The organism is Psychromonas arctica, assembly GCF_036697365.1.
Taxonomy (GTDB): Bacteria; Pseudomonadota; Gammaproteobacteria; order Enterobacterales; family Psychromonadaceae; genus Psychromonas; species Psychromonas arctica_A.
This window is the reverse complement of the sequence record NZ_JBAHZA010000015.1, coordinates 35,127-49,231: the sequence shown is the minus strand read 5'-3', so window position 1 is coordinate 49,231 and position 14,105 is coordinate 35,127. Positions and strand designations below refer to the sequence as shown.

General features: G+C 37.5%; 12 protein-coding genes. 1 reads left to right on the top strand and 11 read right to left on the bottom strand.

Annotated features, from left to right (window positions below):
- The 8 genes from V5290_RS14660 to V5290_RS14625 all read right to left on the bottom strand — a co-directional run bounded on the left by V5290_RS14660 (nucleotide 1) and on the right by V5290_RS14625 (nucleotide 8,299).
- Entirely contained in the window at nucleotides 1-978 is a 978-nt protein-coding gene (locus V5290_RS14660) for a glycosyltransferase family 2 protein (protein WP_333387343.1), read from the bottom strand.
- Entirely contained in the window at nucleotides 975-1,778 is an 804-nt protein-coding gene (locus V5290_RS14655; RefSeq protein WP_333387340.1) for a hypothetical protein, read from the bottom strand. The genes V5290_RS14660 and V5290_RS14655 overlap by 4 nt, the downstream gene beginning before the upstream one ends.
- A 3-nt stretch (nucleotides 1,779-1,781) precedes the next feature.
- Nucleotides 1,782-2,327, bottom strand: coding sequence for a dTDP-4-dehydrorhamnose 3,5-epimerase (gene rfbC / locus V5290_RS14650; protein WP_333387338.1), 546 nt, complete (start codon nucleotides 2,325-2,327; stop codon nucleotides 1,782-1,784).
- Between the two features lie 576 nt (nucleotides 2,328-2,903).
- The gene (rfbA, locus tag V5290_RS14645; RefSeq protein ID WP_333387335.1) at nucleotides 2,904-3,809 is read right to left on the bottom strand and encodes a glucose-1-phosphate thymidylyltransferase RfbA; all 906 of its coding nucleotides are present in this window, start codon (nucleotides 3,807-3,809) and stop codon (nucleotides 2,904-2,906) included.
- 43 nt (nucleotides 3,810-3,852) lie between these two features.
- The gene (locus tag V5290_RS14640; protein WP_333387332.1) at nucleotides 3,853-5,175 is read right to left on the bottom strand and encodes a lipopolysaccharide biosynthesis protein; all 1,323 of its coding nucleotides are present in this window, start codon (nucleotides 5,173-5,175) and stop codon (nucleotides 3,853-3,855) included.
- A 103-nt stretch (nucleotides 5,176-5,278) separates the two neighbouring features.
- Nucleotides 5,279-6,064: an ABC transporter permease gene (locus V5290_RS14635; RefSeq protein ID WP_333387328.1), complete on the bottom strand. Its 786-nt coding sequence runs from the start codon at nucleotides 6,062-6,064 to the stop codon at nucleotides 5,279-5,281.
- Nucleotides 6,065-6,113: 49 nt separating this feature from the next.
- Nucleotides 6,114-7,862, bottom strand: a complete 1,749-nt coding sequence (locus V5290_RS14630; RefSeq protein WP_333387325.1) for a polysaccharide biosynthesis/export family protein — start codon at nucleotides 7,860-7,862, stop codon at nucleotides 6,114-6,116.
- Between the two features lie 32 nt (nucleotides 7,863-7,894).
- A complete protein-coding gene (locus tag V5290_RS14625; protein WP_333387322.1) occupies nucleotides 7,895-8,299 on the bottom strand; it encodes a hypothetical protein in 405 nt (134 codons plus the stop codon).
- A 356-nt stretch (nucleotides 8,300-8,655) separates the two neighbouring features.
- On the opposite strand from V5290_RS14625, the gene V5290_RS14620 reads away from it, so the two are divergent.
- The gene (locus V5290_RS14620) at nucleotides 8,656-9,504 is read left to right on the top strand and encodes a class I SAM-dependent methyltransferase (RefSeq protein WP_333387319.1); all 849 of its coding nucleotides are present in this window, start codon (nucleotides 8,656-8,658) and stop codon (nucleotides 9,502-9,504) included.
- Between the two features lie 835 nt (nucleotides 9,505-10,339).
- On the opposite strand, the gene V5290_RS14615 is transcribed toward V5290_RS14620, so the two are convergent.
- The 3 genes from V5290_RS14615 to nirD all read right to left on the bottom strand — a co-directional run bounded on the left by V5290_RS14615 (nucleotide 10,340) and on the right by nirD (nucleotide 14,094).
- Nucleotides 10,340-12,097, bottom strand: a complete 1,758-nt coding sequence (locus tag V5290_RS14615) for a bifunctional protein-serine/threonine kinase/phosphatase (RefSeq protein WP_333387316.1) — start codon at nucleotides 12,095-12,097, stop codon at nucleotides 10,340-10,342.
- 18 nt (nucleotides 12,098-12,115) lie between these two features.
- Nucleotides 12,116-13,588: a NarK family nitrate/nitrite MFS transporter gene (locus tag V5290_RS14610; RefSeq protein ID WP_333387312.1), complete on the bottom strand. Its 1,473-nt coding sequence runs from the start codon at nucleotides 13,586-13,588 to the stop codon at nucleotides 12,116-12,118.
- 158 nt (nucleotides 13,589-13,746) lie between these two features.
- Nucleotides 13,747-14,094, bottom strand: a complete 348-nt coding sequence (gene nirD, locus V5290_RS14605) for a nitrite reductase small subunit NirD (protein WP_333387309.1) — start codon at nucleotides 14,092-14,094, stop codon at nucleotides 13,747-13,749.
- Between the last annotated feature and the right edge of the window lie 11 nt (nucleotides 14,095-14,105).

The window sequence follows — 14,105 nt, the reverse complement described above, 5'->3', positions numbered from 1 at the left end:
TTACTCATTTTTAATTGTTTGTTTTTTAATACTTTTGTTTGTACTAGCCAAAAGTGATACTAAAAGGGCTACTCTACCTAAAAAATGAGATCGAGTCACTTTCCCTTTACAAAAATAAGACATTTTTTTAGTTATTGTTAAGTCATTCAGACTGCATAAGATTGAGATGGTTTCATCGCTGGATAATTTGTTTTTTTGTTCAAAGTATTTAAAGGAAATCGCTTGCTGAATAACGCTTTGTTGGCTTTGTTTGAACGCTTTAAAATGCATATTAAACTTACAAAAAAGTGATATTAAGCTGCGTTGACTTGCCCCAATAGTGTTACTGCTATGTTGGCGATATTGTATTAGAGCCTGATCTATAAAATGAATTTCACCACAGCGGTGTGCAACTAATGCCAACCACCAATCATGCATATAAACTTGCTCTGGAATCGGTAATGCTTTATTTAATAACGCGCGATTCATTAAAGTAGTACAGCCTGAAACAACGTTTTGCTGACATAATTGGTTAAAATGATGATGCCAAGTCTTAGGGATATTCTTTAACTCAAAATAGCTGCTACAAAGTACATTTAATTTCTCATCTACAATCACTTTATCTGAAAAGACCAGTGCAGGTAACCCTGTCGAATCAGCTTGTAGATTTTGAATGCTTTGTAATGACAATGTTAACTTTTCAGGTAACCAAACATCGTCTTGATCGCTTAACATGATGTATTCAGATGTGGTTTTACTTAGTCCATAGGAAAAATTATGAATAGGACCATGGCAACCACTATCGTTGAGATGCAGTTCTATTTTATGGTCTTGTTTGGCGCAGCGTTGAATAAGGTGAATGGTATTATCACTTGATCCGTCATCAACGATAATTAAACGCGAGACTAAGCCGCTATAGTCGATACAATTTTGAATTGATTGTATTTGTTCTTCTAAAAAACTTTCTCCATTATAAGTCGCTAATACAATATCAATCATTTCTTATATCTATTTTGATATTCAAGACGTGAAGTTAATGCAGTTTCTTGTTTTTTAGAGAAAGAATATTTAAAAACGCTTTGTACATGCCAAAAGAAGTACTTGCTCATAAATTGTTTGCTAGCGCAGCGTCTAAAGTGTACCGCTTTAACATGCTCTAAATATTGCAATGGGTAACCCGCTTTGTTGGCTCGGAAACTAAAATCGATATCTTCACAATACATATAATAACGTTCGTCTAAACCGTTGAGTTGATTGTAAACATCTGCTTTTACCGCTAGGAAAGCACAGCTTGCCCAATACAGTTTATCTTCCTTCAGGCCTCTAGTACGATTAACCATAGTTGAACGGTCATTGAGTAAATAGGTTTTAATGAAGTTTAGAAATTTGGGGTATAAACGGATATTATCATCATGTACCATCTCTTCTCGGTCTAAATAGAGGTTCGCAACACCTAGATTAATATCCACCTGTTTTAAAGTATCGATTAATTTCTGTATATTTCGCTTAGTAATAAAGACATCTGGGTTGAGTAGCAGAAAATAATCATCTTCGTTCATTCCAAGCTCAAACTTACAATACATATAATTAGCATTGTTGTTAGCTGAGAAGCCTTGTTCATGACCGTTGGCAAGATAATGAGCGTTGTACTTATCACAGTATCTTTTTAGCTTGCCAACGGGATCATTGTCTCGACATACGACGGTTACTTGATCATATTTTGAAAGGGCTTTAATAGTGCCTAAATTGATGATCACATCATGATGGCGATGAGACACTATTGATATAAAGATGCGCATTAATTAAAACTTTGGCGCTTCAATAAAGCTTAATCCGGCTTCATCTTTGGCAGATAATAATGGTTTTTTATCTACTGCAATTGGCCAATCGATATTCAGAGAAGGATCGTCCCATTTTAATGAAACTTCTGCATTTGGGTTGTAAATGTCTGTGCACTTATATACGAATTCGGCTTCGTCAGTGGTGACATAAAAGCCATGTGCGAAACCTTCAGGTACCCACATTTGAAGTTTATTTTCAGCTGAAAGTAATACGCCAGCCCATTGGCCGAATGTTGCAGAATCTTTACGCATATCAACAGCAACATCAAACACTTCACCTTTGGTTACACGCACTAATTTACCTTGGGTGTTTTCGGTTTGGTAATGCAAGCCGCGAAGAATACCATGGCTCGATTTGCTGTGGTTTTCTTGTACGAATTCACGTTCACCACAGTGTTCGTTAAATAACGAAGTACGGAATGTTTCCATAAAGAAACCACGTTCGTCGCCGAATACTTGTGGTTCAACAATTTTCACATCAGGAATATTCGTTTCAATAAATTTCATATATATACTCAGTTACAAGTTAAAAGGCTAAAGGCTAAAGGCTAAAGTTAACATTCAAAATCGACACACTAAAAACAAAACACTGCAAGCTGAAGCATGCGCCCCTAAAGATGTATCACAACTTACGATGCTGTTCGAAACTGCGAAACACAAGCATCATAAGGCTAAGGTCAAAATCAACACACTAAAACACTGCAAGCTGAAGCATGCGCCCCTAAAGATGTTTCGCAGCTTACGATGTTGTTCGAAACTGCGAAACACAAGCATCATAAGGCTAAGGTCAAAATCAAAACTCATCAAATAACAGTGCAATAGCTATCAAGCAGAGCTTGATATTCGGGGCGCTGGCTTCAGCCTGCAGATCTTTTGTGTTGGCTTTTGAGTTTTTTATATCGTTTTTATTACAAAACTCTAAATCAAAATCGACACACTAAAAACAAAACACTGCAGACTAAAGTCAGCGCCCCTAAAGATGTTTCGCAGTTTACTAAGCTGTTAGTTAATTACGTTGCATTAAAAGAAGCAGGCTAAAGCCAACTACCCACAAACATCGTACTTTTCGATTAATTTCTAAACTTACGTGCTTGGTAGTATTCTTACTTCTAGTAGGCTTAGTAGGTATTCACCGTAACCTGACTTCTTTAGTGGCTCAGCTAGTTTTTTGATGCCGTCTGCGTCTATGTATCCCATGCGGAATGCGATTTCACCTGGACAACATACTTTCAAGCCTTGGCGCTTTTCAATAGCGCGAATGTATAATGCAGCATCCAACAGGTCATCTAATGTGCCTGTGTCTAACCATGCTGTTCCGCGGCCCATTACTTCTACTTTTAATGTTTTGTTATCAAGGTATTGTGAAATAACATCTGTTATTTCTAATTCACCACGTGGTGATGGTTTTACATTTTTAGCAAACTCAACCACGTCCGCATCAAAGAAATACAACCCAGGTACTGCATATGATGACTTCGGTTTTTCTGGTTTTTCTTCAATTGAAATTGCTTGACCTGCCTCATCAAATTCGACTACACCGTAAGAAGTTGGGTTTGCAACGTAATAACCAAAAACTGTTGCCCCCGCTTCTTGTTTATTAGCTCTTTGTAGTGATTTAGCTAGGTCATGACCGTAGAATAGGTTATCACCTAAGATTAATGCTGCTGGAGAACCATCTAAAAATTCTTCTGCCAATAAAAAGGCTTGCGCTAAACCATCCGGACTTGGTTGTACAACGTATTCAATGCTGACACCCCATTGTGAGCCGTCTTTTAACAGCTCTTTAAAACGTGGTAACTCTAACGGTGTAGAGATGATTAATATTTCGGTAATCCCGGCCATGAATAGATTAGAAAGTGGGTAGTAGATCATTGGCTTATCATAAACTGGCATCAATTGTTTACTTACTACTTTTGTCAGTGGATAAAGCCTTGTACCTGAACCACCTGCTAAAATAATCCCTTTACGATTTAATGGGTTATTATTCATACTCATTTCCTTTCCATTTATTTTTAAAACTAAAATAGTTACTCTATTTTAATTCTCTAATTGTACTTATAATTATTTTACTGATACCAAATGCCAGACTTAACAATAATAAAAGCAATGAGATATTGTAAATGGCATCAGGATATTTACTGTCTTCACTTAAGGTTGCTTTTTCAACGGTAATCAAATACTTTAATTGTCGATAAGCCTCTATGCGCGACTTTTCTAATGAAATTTGCGATGAGGTATAAGCTTGCAACGCTAAATCCATTTTAATTTTATAGTCAGTAAATCGTGATAGAAGTTCACTCACTGGCACTTCATCTAGCCCAGTTTGTGACAGCTTATCTCTTTCAACTTCTAATTGTGCATTCAACGCCGCTAACTCATTTTTTAAGCTTTGGACCTGTGGAGAGCGATCGCTCATTATCGCATTCAGTGTTTTTATTTCTGTTTGCTTAGTCGCAATTTGGCTTTCGATAGTATTAGTAATAGTTTGCTTTGCTGTTCCTTCTGCCGTTGGATCTAACAAGTTGTATTTTTGTTGGAAGACCAGCAGATCTTTCTGAGCATTAGTAAAACGTTCTTCAATACGCTTATGTTCACCTTGCATAAAACTAAGTTGCGCATTAGCGAGTTGATGGCCTATTGAATTAATAAACCACTCGGCTCTTTCAACAATAGTATTCGTTAATAGTTGCGCATACTTACTATCAAACCCTTGTGCTGCAATGGTAATAACACCTGATGCATCATCCAATACGACCTCTACATGCTCTTGATAGTACTTATTTAAGGCTTCCTTAGAATCATCATTATGGATGCGGCTAAAGAAGTCGATATTAGATTGAGAGTAATGCTCTTTTAAGGCTATTTTATCATTTAGATACTCAATCATGTCATTAGAGTAAATATAGGTTTTGACAAGTTCAGCGTCATTACCGCCACTTGATCCCGTTAAGCCGGTTAACAATGCCATACCTGAGTCCATTGTTGAGGCACTGTCAGGCTGTTGAACGATCACTTTGGCTTGGCTTTCATAACGCTCAGTAGCCCAAAGTAGTTGATATGCGGTAAAAATGAGTGTCGGTAGCATCACAAAAACAAGAAAAGGCGAACGCTTTACTTTATCCCACTTTGATTGGAGTTTAGCAGTGGCTTTCGTTTTTTGAACAGGTGCACTCTGTTTTGACTGTTCTTGCTTTTTAACCTGCGCCTTTAGATTTCTCACTCGAATTAAAATACGATCTGATAATTCAGAATCAGCTGCTTTTAATGACTCAGCTTTTTTTTGCAAAAATTCAATGTTATTAAACTCTGCTGGTTTGATTGAATCTTTAAACTCATTAAATCGTTTTTCTAACATAAATAACTATAAAGGCTATAGGCTACAACACCTAAAGGCTTGAAAATTAATAAAAGCTTTAAGCATGATACTTAAAGCCTGAAATTATATTTATACACTGCTATTAGCGGCTTATCGCTTGTTTCCAACCTATGCAATAACAGGCTAAAGCAAAAAAAATAGAGCATAATGTAAACATATCTAAATAGAAATAACTAACTCCTGCATTTCCGTAACTTGGATACGCAGCATAGCGTGTTAGCTCAACAGCATGTAAAAATGGGTTCCAATTTAGGTAATGCCAATACTCCTCAGGAATATCTTGTAAACTAAAAAAGACACCCGATATAAAAAACATAGGCCTCATTGCTAATACCTGTAATTTTTTTACTTCAGGTACATAGCAAGACGCTAAAGCTAGAACCAAGCCAATACTTATTGATATGAGCCAAACTTCGAAAAAAATCAAAATGACACGAATCAGATTATCTATTTTGACATCTAGATGGATAAAATAACAAACACTAAATATCCCAATATATACAGCAATCTTCATTAGTAATTGAAAACCAGCTAAGGCAATAACACCACTTATAGGCTGTACCTGTCTGAAAGCAAATAAAGGTTTATTTTTTGATATAGAATTAGAGATGGAAGGCACTATTGCAATAAAAAAAGTAATTAATAGCATTCCGTAAACCATGAAAATAAATGTAGGGATTGAATGAGTCTGTCCACCATCTAGACGCCCGCGGGCAAAAGAAAGTACCAAAATAAACAATACAGGCGATACAACAGACCAAGCAATGCCTAGTTTATCATTAAACTGGCTTTTGATTTCCCTTAAAAAAATCGCAAATATCACATCTCCCCACACTTTAAGTGTTGAGCGTTTTTGTACAAAAGCCATTAGTTTAACAAGCCTTGCATTGTGATTATTGATGTATAAAAGCAGTGCATTAGTTAATCGCTACGTTCGCTGCAACAGCAATTTGATAAACTATTTGAGTGATATCTTTAACTGATTGAATGATTTTTGTATCTACTTTCGGTAATACTAATACTTGATCACCACGGTTTATTTTAATATTTTTAGCATCTTTATCATCTTTAGCAAATACGACCATGCCGTTAGCACGCACAATTGAGACACGTTCATCATCCGCTCTGTCAGTAAAGCCACCAGCCCATGCTACGTAATCGTCTAATGTTGCATTAGGGTTATAGACTATCGCTTGCGGCACTAATACTTCACCGCCCACATTAATTAAGTCGGTGTAATGTGGAATAACAATTTGGTCGCCCTTTTCTAATAGGATGTTTGCTGTCACGCCATTATCAGAAACGATCACTTTACCTAGAGGCTTAACTTGGCGTGCTTTTTCAACGAACTGCATCACCAACTCAGCTTCTTTAGCACGAATCGATGCTTCGCCATCTGATGAAGCCGGTGCGGTAAATACGCTGCGTTCTAGTTTATCTAAAGAGTCATCTAAAATTTGCTTTTGGCGCTCTGCTACACTTTTTCTCAGGATATAGATAGATTGATTATCCGTAAGAGATGGCACAATTGGAATCGCATTTAAAACATCATGTAAGTGCGTACTTTTCTTTACGGCAAAGTAAGATGGACCTAGGTAACTTCCAGAAACTTGTACATCAATCACTTGCGCATGATTGTCATCATTAAAGACTAAGCTGTCGCCATCTTGTAATGTGTAATTTAAAAAGTCTTGATAAGTCAGGTAAACAGAAAATGGACCGCTATCGCGATTACCAAATATTCCCACATGGCTTATTTTAACGAGAGGTTTAGCATATTCAGCTAATTCACTGCCTTTGGTTTGTTTTTTCTTTAATTCAAAACGGAACGGGTTTTTAACGCCACCAGAGACATTTACTGCAGATTTTTGTGGTTTAACTAGGATCACGTCTTTATCTTTAAAGGTGATGCTAGGCAGTTGCCCTGTTTGCACGAAATCGTATAGATCGACCTCTTTTAAAATTTTGTTATCTCGTATAATTTGAATGCTACGATAGCTACCACGCTCTGTATCGATACCACCAGCACGTTTTAAGTAATATAAAACACTGTCTGATGCCATGCCTGCATATTGGCCTGGACGAATAATCGCCCCTGAAAGATAAATACTGACAGGTGTTGCTGTTAATAAGTTAACGTAAACTTCTACATTATTGGTATAGATTGCTTTGATTTTTGATTGTACGAGCTGGTTAACGTCACTTGCAGGTACATCTAATACGTTGATAGGACCGATATTAGGGATAAAAATGTTACCTTGGTTATCCACGGTAACCACGCTGCTGTAAGAAACTGCGCCCCAAATCCAAATGTTAATTTGGTCGCCAGCAGCGATAAGGTAGTTTTCATTTAAGCCGTCAACACGTTCTGTTTCATAGCCACCAGCAAATAAATTAGCACCGTAAGGAGGTGGATTGTCTTCACCTGATGAAGGTAATAATTCTCGTACATCTACTTCACCGGGTAATAAGATGCCTGAACGAGATTGATTTTGATAAGAACCTATACTGTTAGTTCCAGTATCTTCATTAGCTTCTATTTGCGGGATACCTGTACTGGTACTATCTTGTAAATCAATGGTGCTTGGCTCAAAAGCAGCAAAAGCACTTGGCATGAGAAATACACTTGTGAGTAACCAAACCGTGGTTGTTTTAAAAATATTCATATTAGGCTCAACGTTGTTAATAAGTGTTCATGCTATAGGTTAATATTGTTATCCGCTTCAGTGATAGCGTGTTCTAAAAACCAAGATTTGATTAACTTATCATTTTCTTTGTAAGGGATTTCGCAGGCAATTCTTGTTTTTGATGCTTTGTTTGATTCATTAAATATCATTTGACGACATGAGTTACCTAAAGCAGAGACATAGACAGTTGCGATGGCAATATTATATTGATTATAGGTTAATGAGGTAGTAACAGGGTTATTTAGTGCAGCAACAAAAGTAGGTGGTAATTCTTGTTTATTAGGTTTCGCTTCGTTAGCAGTTACTAACGGGATAGTTGCGTAAACTTCTCTTGGTTTGCTGGTACAAGCAGCTAATGTTAACACCATAGGAACCAGTAGAAATCTACTGCGTTTTAAAGATAAAAAATTAATCATAGCACCTACTTTAGGTAAATCTAACCCAAGAAATTTTCGATAAAAAAACTAAGTTACAATAACAAAAACAGAAATTCAGAGCAATCTATAAGCTATTGATTTGTACATCAACTTTTTCATTATCAAATTCATATCAAGATACTTTATAACAAAACTAACATTTATGCTCGTCAATTATAGGTATTAATGTTTGTTAATACCTACTTCGCCTGTAGCGCCAATTACGCTAAACTCTGTGACAGCCTGATGCCAATGCTATAAAATGGTTTCTGTTGTATTTACACGTTTGTAGAGAAAATTTGAACAAACGCACTAATACTTGTAATTTCCACTCACTTTCAAAAAGCTAACTCTCTATGATAAAACGCACTTTTACTTCCCCTTGGCATGACTATGAATTAATCGATGCTGGTAATAACCAAAAACTCGAGCGCTGGGGAGACGTTTATACTATCCGCCCTGAAATGAATGCCTATTTTGAGCCCGTTTTATCTAAAAAAGAGTGGCTAGCTAAAGCTCACTTCGAATTTATTGAAAGCAGTAGTAATGCCGGTGAATGGAAATCACTACAAGGTAATTTGGAGCATGACTGGCAAATTAAGTTCAATAACATCACTATTAATTTGCACCTAACTAAGTTTAAACATGTTGGGCTATTTCCAGAGCAACGCGCTAACTGGGACTTTATCGCTGATAACTTAAAAGCTGGCGATCGCTTTTTGAATTTATTTGCGTATACCGGTGTGGCGACTTTAGTAGCGCGAGATCAAGGTGCAGAAGTATTACATTGTGATTCAGTGAAGCAAATCATTAAATGGGGCAAAGACAATATGGAGTCTTCAGGCCTAAGCGATGTGCATTGGGTATTGGAAGACGCATTAAAGTTTGCACAACGTGAAATTAAACGTGGTAAGAAGTATCAAGGGTTGATCATGGATCCCCCCGCTTTTGGAATTGGCGCTAAAAAAGAGCGTTGGAAGATTGAAAACAAATTCCCAGAGTTAATTGAAGCAGCATTAGCACTACGAGAAAAAGGTGGTTTCATCATCGCAAATACCTATTCACCTCGTTTAGATGCAGAACGCATCCGTCAAATAACCAGCGAGCTGTGTAATGGTGAAAAGGTACAGGTCACTACACTCAGTGTTAAAAGCCAAACAGGCAAGATTTTAGATTACGGCTTGAGAACGGTTATTACTGGGTAGTTTGATTGGTGATACCTAAAATCACCAAAAACAACGAAGCACTTTTTGACTTTGGGGCGCTGGGCGAATTAGCCGACGGACTAGGTCAATGAGCGGAAAAACTCTGCGATTCGTTTTTTAGTCTGCAGTGGGTTTATGTGTTGGTGTTGGTTTCGGTTAGCTCTTGATAGCGACATCATTATCAAATATCTACTAAAAGTAACGAAGCATCTTTTGACCTTGGGGCGCTGACTTTAGTCTGCAGTGGTTTATGTGTTGATTTTGGTTTACTACTTTTTAAGAAAACGATAAAAACTTTAAAAAACAACACAAAAAAGATCTGCAAGCTGAAGCATGCGCCCCTCATATCAAGCTTTGCTTGATAGCTATCGCTACACAATTTTTTATTATTGATACCGAAAATCACCAAAAGTGACGAAACATCTTTTGACTTTGGGGCGCTGACTTTAGTCTGCAGTGGGTTTATGTGTTGATTTTGGTTTACTACTTTTTAAGAAAACGATAAAAACTTTAAAAAACAACACAAAAAAGATCTGCAAGCTGAAGCATGCGCCCCGAATATTAGACTTCGTCTAATCGCTGTCGCTGCTCAAATTTGTTTATAACCATAATATTACGAAGCATCTTTTGACCTTGGGGCGCTGACTTTAGTCTGCAATGGTTTATGTGTTGATTTTGGTTTACTACTTTTTAAGAAAACGATAAAAACTTTAAAAAACAACACAAAAAAGATCTGCAAGCTGAAAAAAGGGTGCGCAGAGCTTACCCGCTCATTAGACCAACCTGTCGGTTGATTCGCCATGCGGCCCGAATATTAGACTTCGTCTAATCGCTATCAAAAACTATCTCTTAGCATGATGAAGAGTTGTGTTGCGCTGATGCCCATGAATATGAAGGCTAGCCATTGCCAGAATTTTACTGGATCTCTTTCTAGTAGCGATTTCTTTGGGGCTTTTGCTATTTGTCTTTGTTGTACTTTGGTGAGGTCGCCGATGAACTCACTCATGCTGCTGTAGCGTTGGCTTGGTTTAGCGTTGAGGGCTTTTTGTAATACTTTGTCTAAGCGTGATGATAAGTCTGGTCGTAAAGGCAAAATAGGCGCGTATTCCCAGGTGTATTGCCTTGCTCTATCTAATGATTGGGCTTGATTATCAGGGTACGGTAACTGTCCGGCTAACATTTCATAGGCGATGACAGCAATTGAGAACAGATCTGACAACGCGCTGCTTTCACCGTCGTTTAGATATTCTGGTGCGATATAGTCGACTGCACCTAAAGGCTCTTCTTGTTGCTCTTTTACTATCTCTTCAAAGCCATTTACACGAACGGTTCCGAAATCTAATATCTTTATATTTCCGTCTGGCGTAAGCATGATATTTTCAGGTTTAAGATCTCTGTGTACCATACCTGCACGTTGCAAAACACGAACAGCATTAACCACTTTATTAATAATATCGTTAACTTGTTGGAGCTCAGGATGAGGGTTATCTAACATCCATTGTCGCAGCGAGATACCTTCTACATATTCACAGATGTGATATAAGAACACTGAGTTTTTAATGTTGCTGGCTATCGACATAATACTTGGATTATTTATCGACTGCCCTACCCACTGCTCTTTGTAAAAGCCTAATAGGTAATTTAAATCTTCTTCAAAATTTAGCGATGGCATTTTTAATACCACTTTATTTTGATTGCTTTTATCGATTGCTAAATAAACGTGGCTTCTTGCGCCTTCGTGTAAAACCTTTTCGATAGTAAAGCAATCGATTTCATTACCGACCTGCAAAGCTGGAGGAATAACTAATGTACTTAAATGGCTAAATAACTCAGAAAGATCCGCTTTAGGAAGTGTATTAATTTTAACGATTAAACAGCTAATGTTGTCACTACTGCCCTGTGCTAAGGCTTGATCACAAATATCTTTCGCTACTTGTTCATATTGCTGTGTCGTTGCTTTTTCAGTTAGCGACTTTAGATGATTGGTGATCTCGGTTTTATCTAGGTAATCATGCACGCCATCGCTGGTTAGCATGAACAAATCATCTATTTGTAGCGAGACAGCCTGATAATCGATATCTAGATGACAATCCATGCCTAATGCGCGTGTTAATACAGAGTTTTTAGTATGTGTAGTACGGCTGTGGTCATTAGAGAGTTGGGTTAATGCTTGTTCACGATAACGATAAATTCGACTATCACCGATATGAATAAGGTGTGCTGTCGTCGATTTGAAAATGATACTACTAAAAGTGGTAATTAGGCCGTTATGTCTTAGGTCATTTTGATTGTGTTGATATAACCAAGTATTAAGAGAGTTTAAAACTTTACTTGCAGATTGCTTAACGTCCCAACTGTTATTTGTGCTGTAGTAATCAGCAATAAATTGAGTAACGCTAGTGTGGCTGGCTTGTTGCCCATTATCACTACAGCTTACGCCATCAGCAACACAGGCAACGATACCTTTAATACGTTTTTCTGAATCTGAATAAGGGTCCTTTAGCGCAAAAGCATCTTGGTTAACTTCTCGATTACCCGCTGTGGAGTAACCACCCATTGATACCGTTAGCTTAGCTTTAGGACGCTTATCCATTCAGTGTATTACCTTCTATTAGTGGCTGCTTACATCAATCATAGTAACACTACCATCTTCATTTACTTCGGCGATTTTACCTTTCGGTTCAGCCATGAACAGTAGCGTGATTAAGCCAACAAAGGCTGTACAAGCAATCACATAGAAAAACGTTTGGTAACTCACAAACGATAACACAGTTAAGTAAACTACTGCACCGACATTACCGTAAGCACCAGTCATACCAGCAATTTGCCCTGTCATACGACGTTTGATTAATGGCACTGTCGCAAATACTGCACCTTCGCCCGCTTGTACGAAGAAAGAACATAACATTGCTGCTGCAACGGCAATCCATAGTGTCCAGCTAGATTCGATTTGTGCCATTAGTAAGTAACCTAAGGCTAAACCTGCTGTTAAGATAATTAAAGTAGATTTACGACCAAATTTATCAGACAACCAACCGCCACCTGGACGTGATGCTAGATTCATAAAGGCATAAGCTGACGCAACCATACCAGCAATAACCGGTGTTAATTCAAATGTTTCTAGGAAGAATAACGGTAGCATTGACACTACTGCTAGCTCTGAACCAAAAGTTGCGAAGTAAAGAATATTTAATACTGCTACTTGCTTAAATTTGTACTGATGAATTTCAGGTACAGGTGTGGTGAAGATTGATTTATTCACTTTCCATACTTGTGACCATTCGTATAAGTATAAAGCAAATAGGAAGGCGTAAATTGCATAACAAACACCATCAGAGATCATACCAACATTATCAGGTGATAGTTTCCATGCTAATAAAGCAAGTGCTGCATACATAGGCACTTTCATTATTAGTAGTAGGAAGAAGTCTCCTTTTGATGTGACTTCCATCGCTGTTAGATTTTTTGGCTTGAAGTAAGTTGCACCTTTTGGTGTATCTGTAATGTTTGTGTAAAAGATAAAACCAAATACTAAACTTAGTAGACCTGTTACTACCATTGCGTAACGCCAGCCATCATCTCCGCCGAACATCAGTGCCACTGTTGGTAGAGTGAATGCCGCAGCAGCACTACCAAAGTTACCCCAACCGCCGTAAATGCCTTCGGCTGTACCTAGCTCATTATGTGGGAACCATTCAGATACCAGACGAATACCGATAACAAAACCAGCACCAATGAAACCTAATGCAAAACGTGAAATAGCCGCTTGCAGAAAATTATCTGAAAAAGCGAAAGTAAAACAAGGGATTGAACATAAAACTAATAGCGCAGAGTAAACTACTCGTGGGCCATATTTATCTGTTAGCGAGCCGATAATGACACGAGCAGGAATAGTGATCGCAACATTTAGAATTAATAGGGTTTTAACTTCTTCAGTCGTTAAGCCTAGGGTTTCTTTTACTGATTGTAATAATGGTGCAAAGTTAAACCACACTGCAAAGGTAATGAAAAATGCCATCCAGCTTAGGTGTAATGTTTTCATTTTTCCTTGAAAGGAAAATATATTAAATGAACTGTTACTCATAGATATCCTGTCTATTAATTTTAGAAGTTAATGCCAATTGCACTGTTTAAACATAAAGTTATTTTCAGTGTAATTGGTTTAACCAACCCACTACCTTAAGGAGAGCTAAACTCTCCATTAAAATAATGGGTTAGGTATAGGCTAATTTAATGATCTGATTAAGATGCTTCTTTTAGCTGAACGTGATCATTTTCAATGCGTACGTCGAAGGTTTTTAATTTATGATCTTCTGAGTCTAAACACTCACCCGTTGATAAATTAAAACGCTGCTTGTACAGAGGAGATGCAACATAGGTAATATCTTGTGTAGAACCAATAATACCGCGTGACAATACATTTGCTTTTCCGAATGGGTCGTAATTAGCAATGGCATAAACATTGTTAGTTTGTTTGCATAAGAAAATAGCAACTTGTTGTTCGTTGTATAATGCGCAAATACCTGCATTCGGTGTTAAGTCATTTACAGGACAGATATCTGTCCATGTTGTGTTAGCCGTTGTGTTCATTTTATGTCCCT

What these genes read in the sequence shown, in the direction of transcription:
- V5290_RS14625 (WP_333387322.1), bottom strand. Translation starts at nt 8,299, where the DNA reads ATGATTAATTTTTTATCTTTAAAACGCAGTAGATTTCTACTGGTTCCT.
- V5290_RS14660 (WP_333387343.1), bottom strand. Translation starts at nt 978, where the DNA reads ATGATTGATATTGTATTAGCGACTTATAATGGAGAAAGTTTTTTAGAA.
- rfbC (WP_333387338.1), bottom strand. Translation starts at nt 2,327, where the DNA reads ATGAAATTTATTGAAACGAATATTCCTGATGTGAAAATTGTTGAACCA.
- rfbA (WP_333387335.1), bottom strand. Translation starts at nt 3,809, where the DNA reads ATGAATAATAACCCATTAAATCGTAAAGGGATTATTTTAGCAGGTGGT.
- V5290_RS14635 (WP_333387328.1), bottom strand. Translation starts at nt 6,064, where the DNA reads ATGGCTTTTGTACAAAAACGCTCAACACTTAAAGTGTGGGGAGATGTG.
- V5290_RS14615 (WP_333387316.1), bottom strand. Translation starts at nt 12,097, where the DNA reads ATGGATAAGCGTCCTAAAGCTAAGCTAACGGTATCAATGGGTGGTTAC.
- V5290_RS14640 (WP_333387332.1), bottom strand. Translation starts at nt 5,175, where the DNA reads ATGTTAGAAAAACGATTTAATGAGTTTAAAGATTCAATCAAACCAGCA.
- V5290_RS14630 (WP_333387325.1), bottom strand. Translation starts at nt 7,862, where the DNA reads ATGAATATTTTTAAAACAACCACGGTTTGGTTACTCACAAGTGTATTT.
- V5290_RS14610 (WP_333387312.1), bottom strand. Translation starts at nt 13,588, where the DNA reads ATGAGTAACAGTTCATTTAATATATTTTCCTTTCAAGGAAAAATGAAA.
- nirD (WP_333387309.1), bottom strand. Translation starts at nt 14,094, where the DNA reads ATGAACACAACGGCTAACACAACATGGACAGATATCTGTCCTGTAAAT.
- V5290_RS14655 (WP_333387340.1), bottom strand. Translation starts at nt 1,778, where the DNA reads ATGCGCATCTTTATATCAATAGTGTCTCATCGCCATCATGATGTGATC.
- V5290_RS14620 (WP_333387319.1), top strand. Translation starts at nt 8,656, where the DNA reads ATGATAAAACGCACTTTTACTTCCCCTTGGCATGACTATGAATTAATC.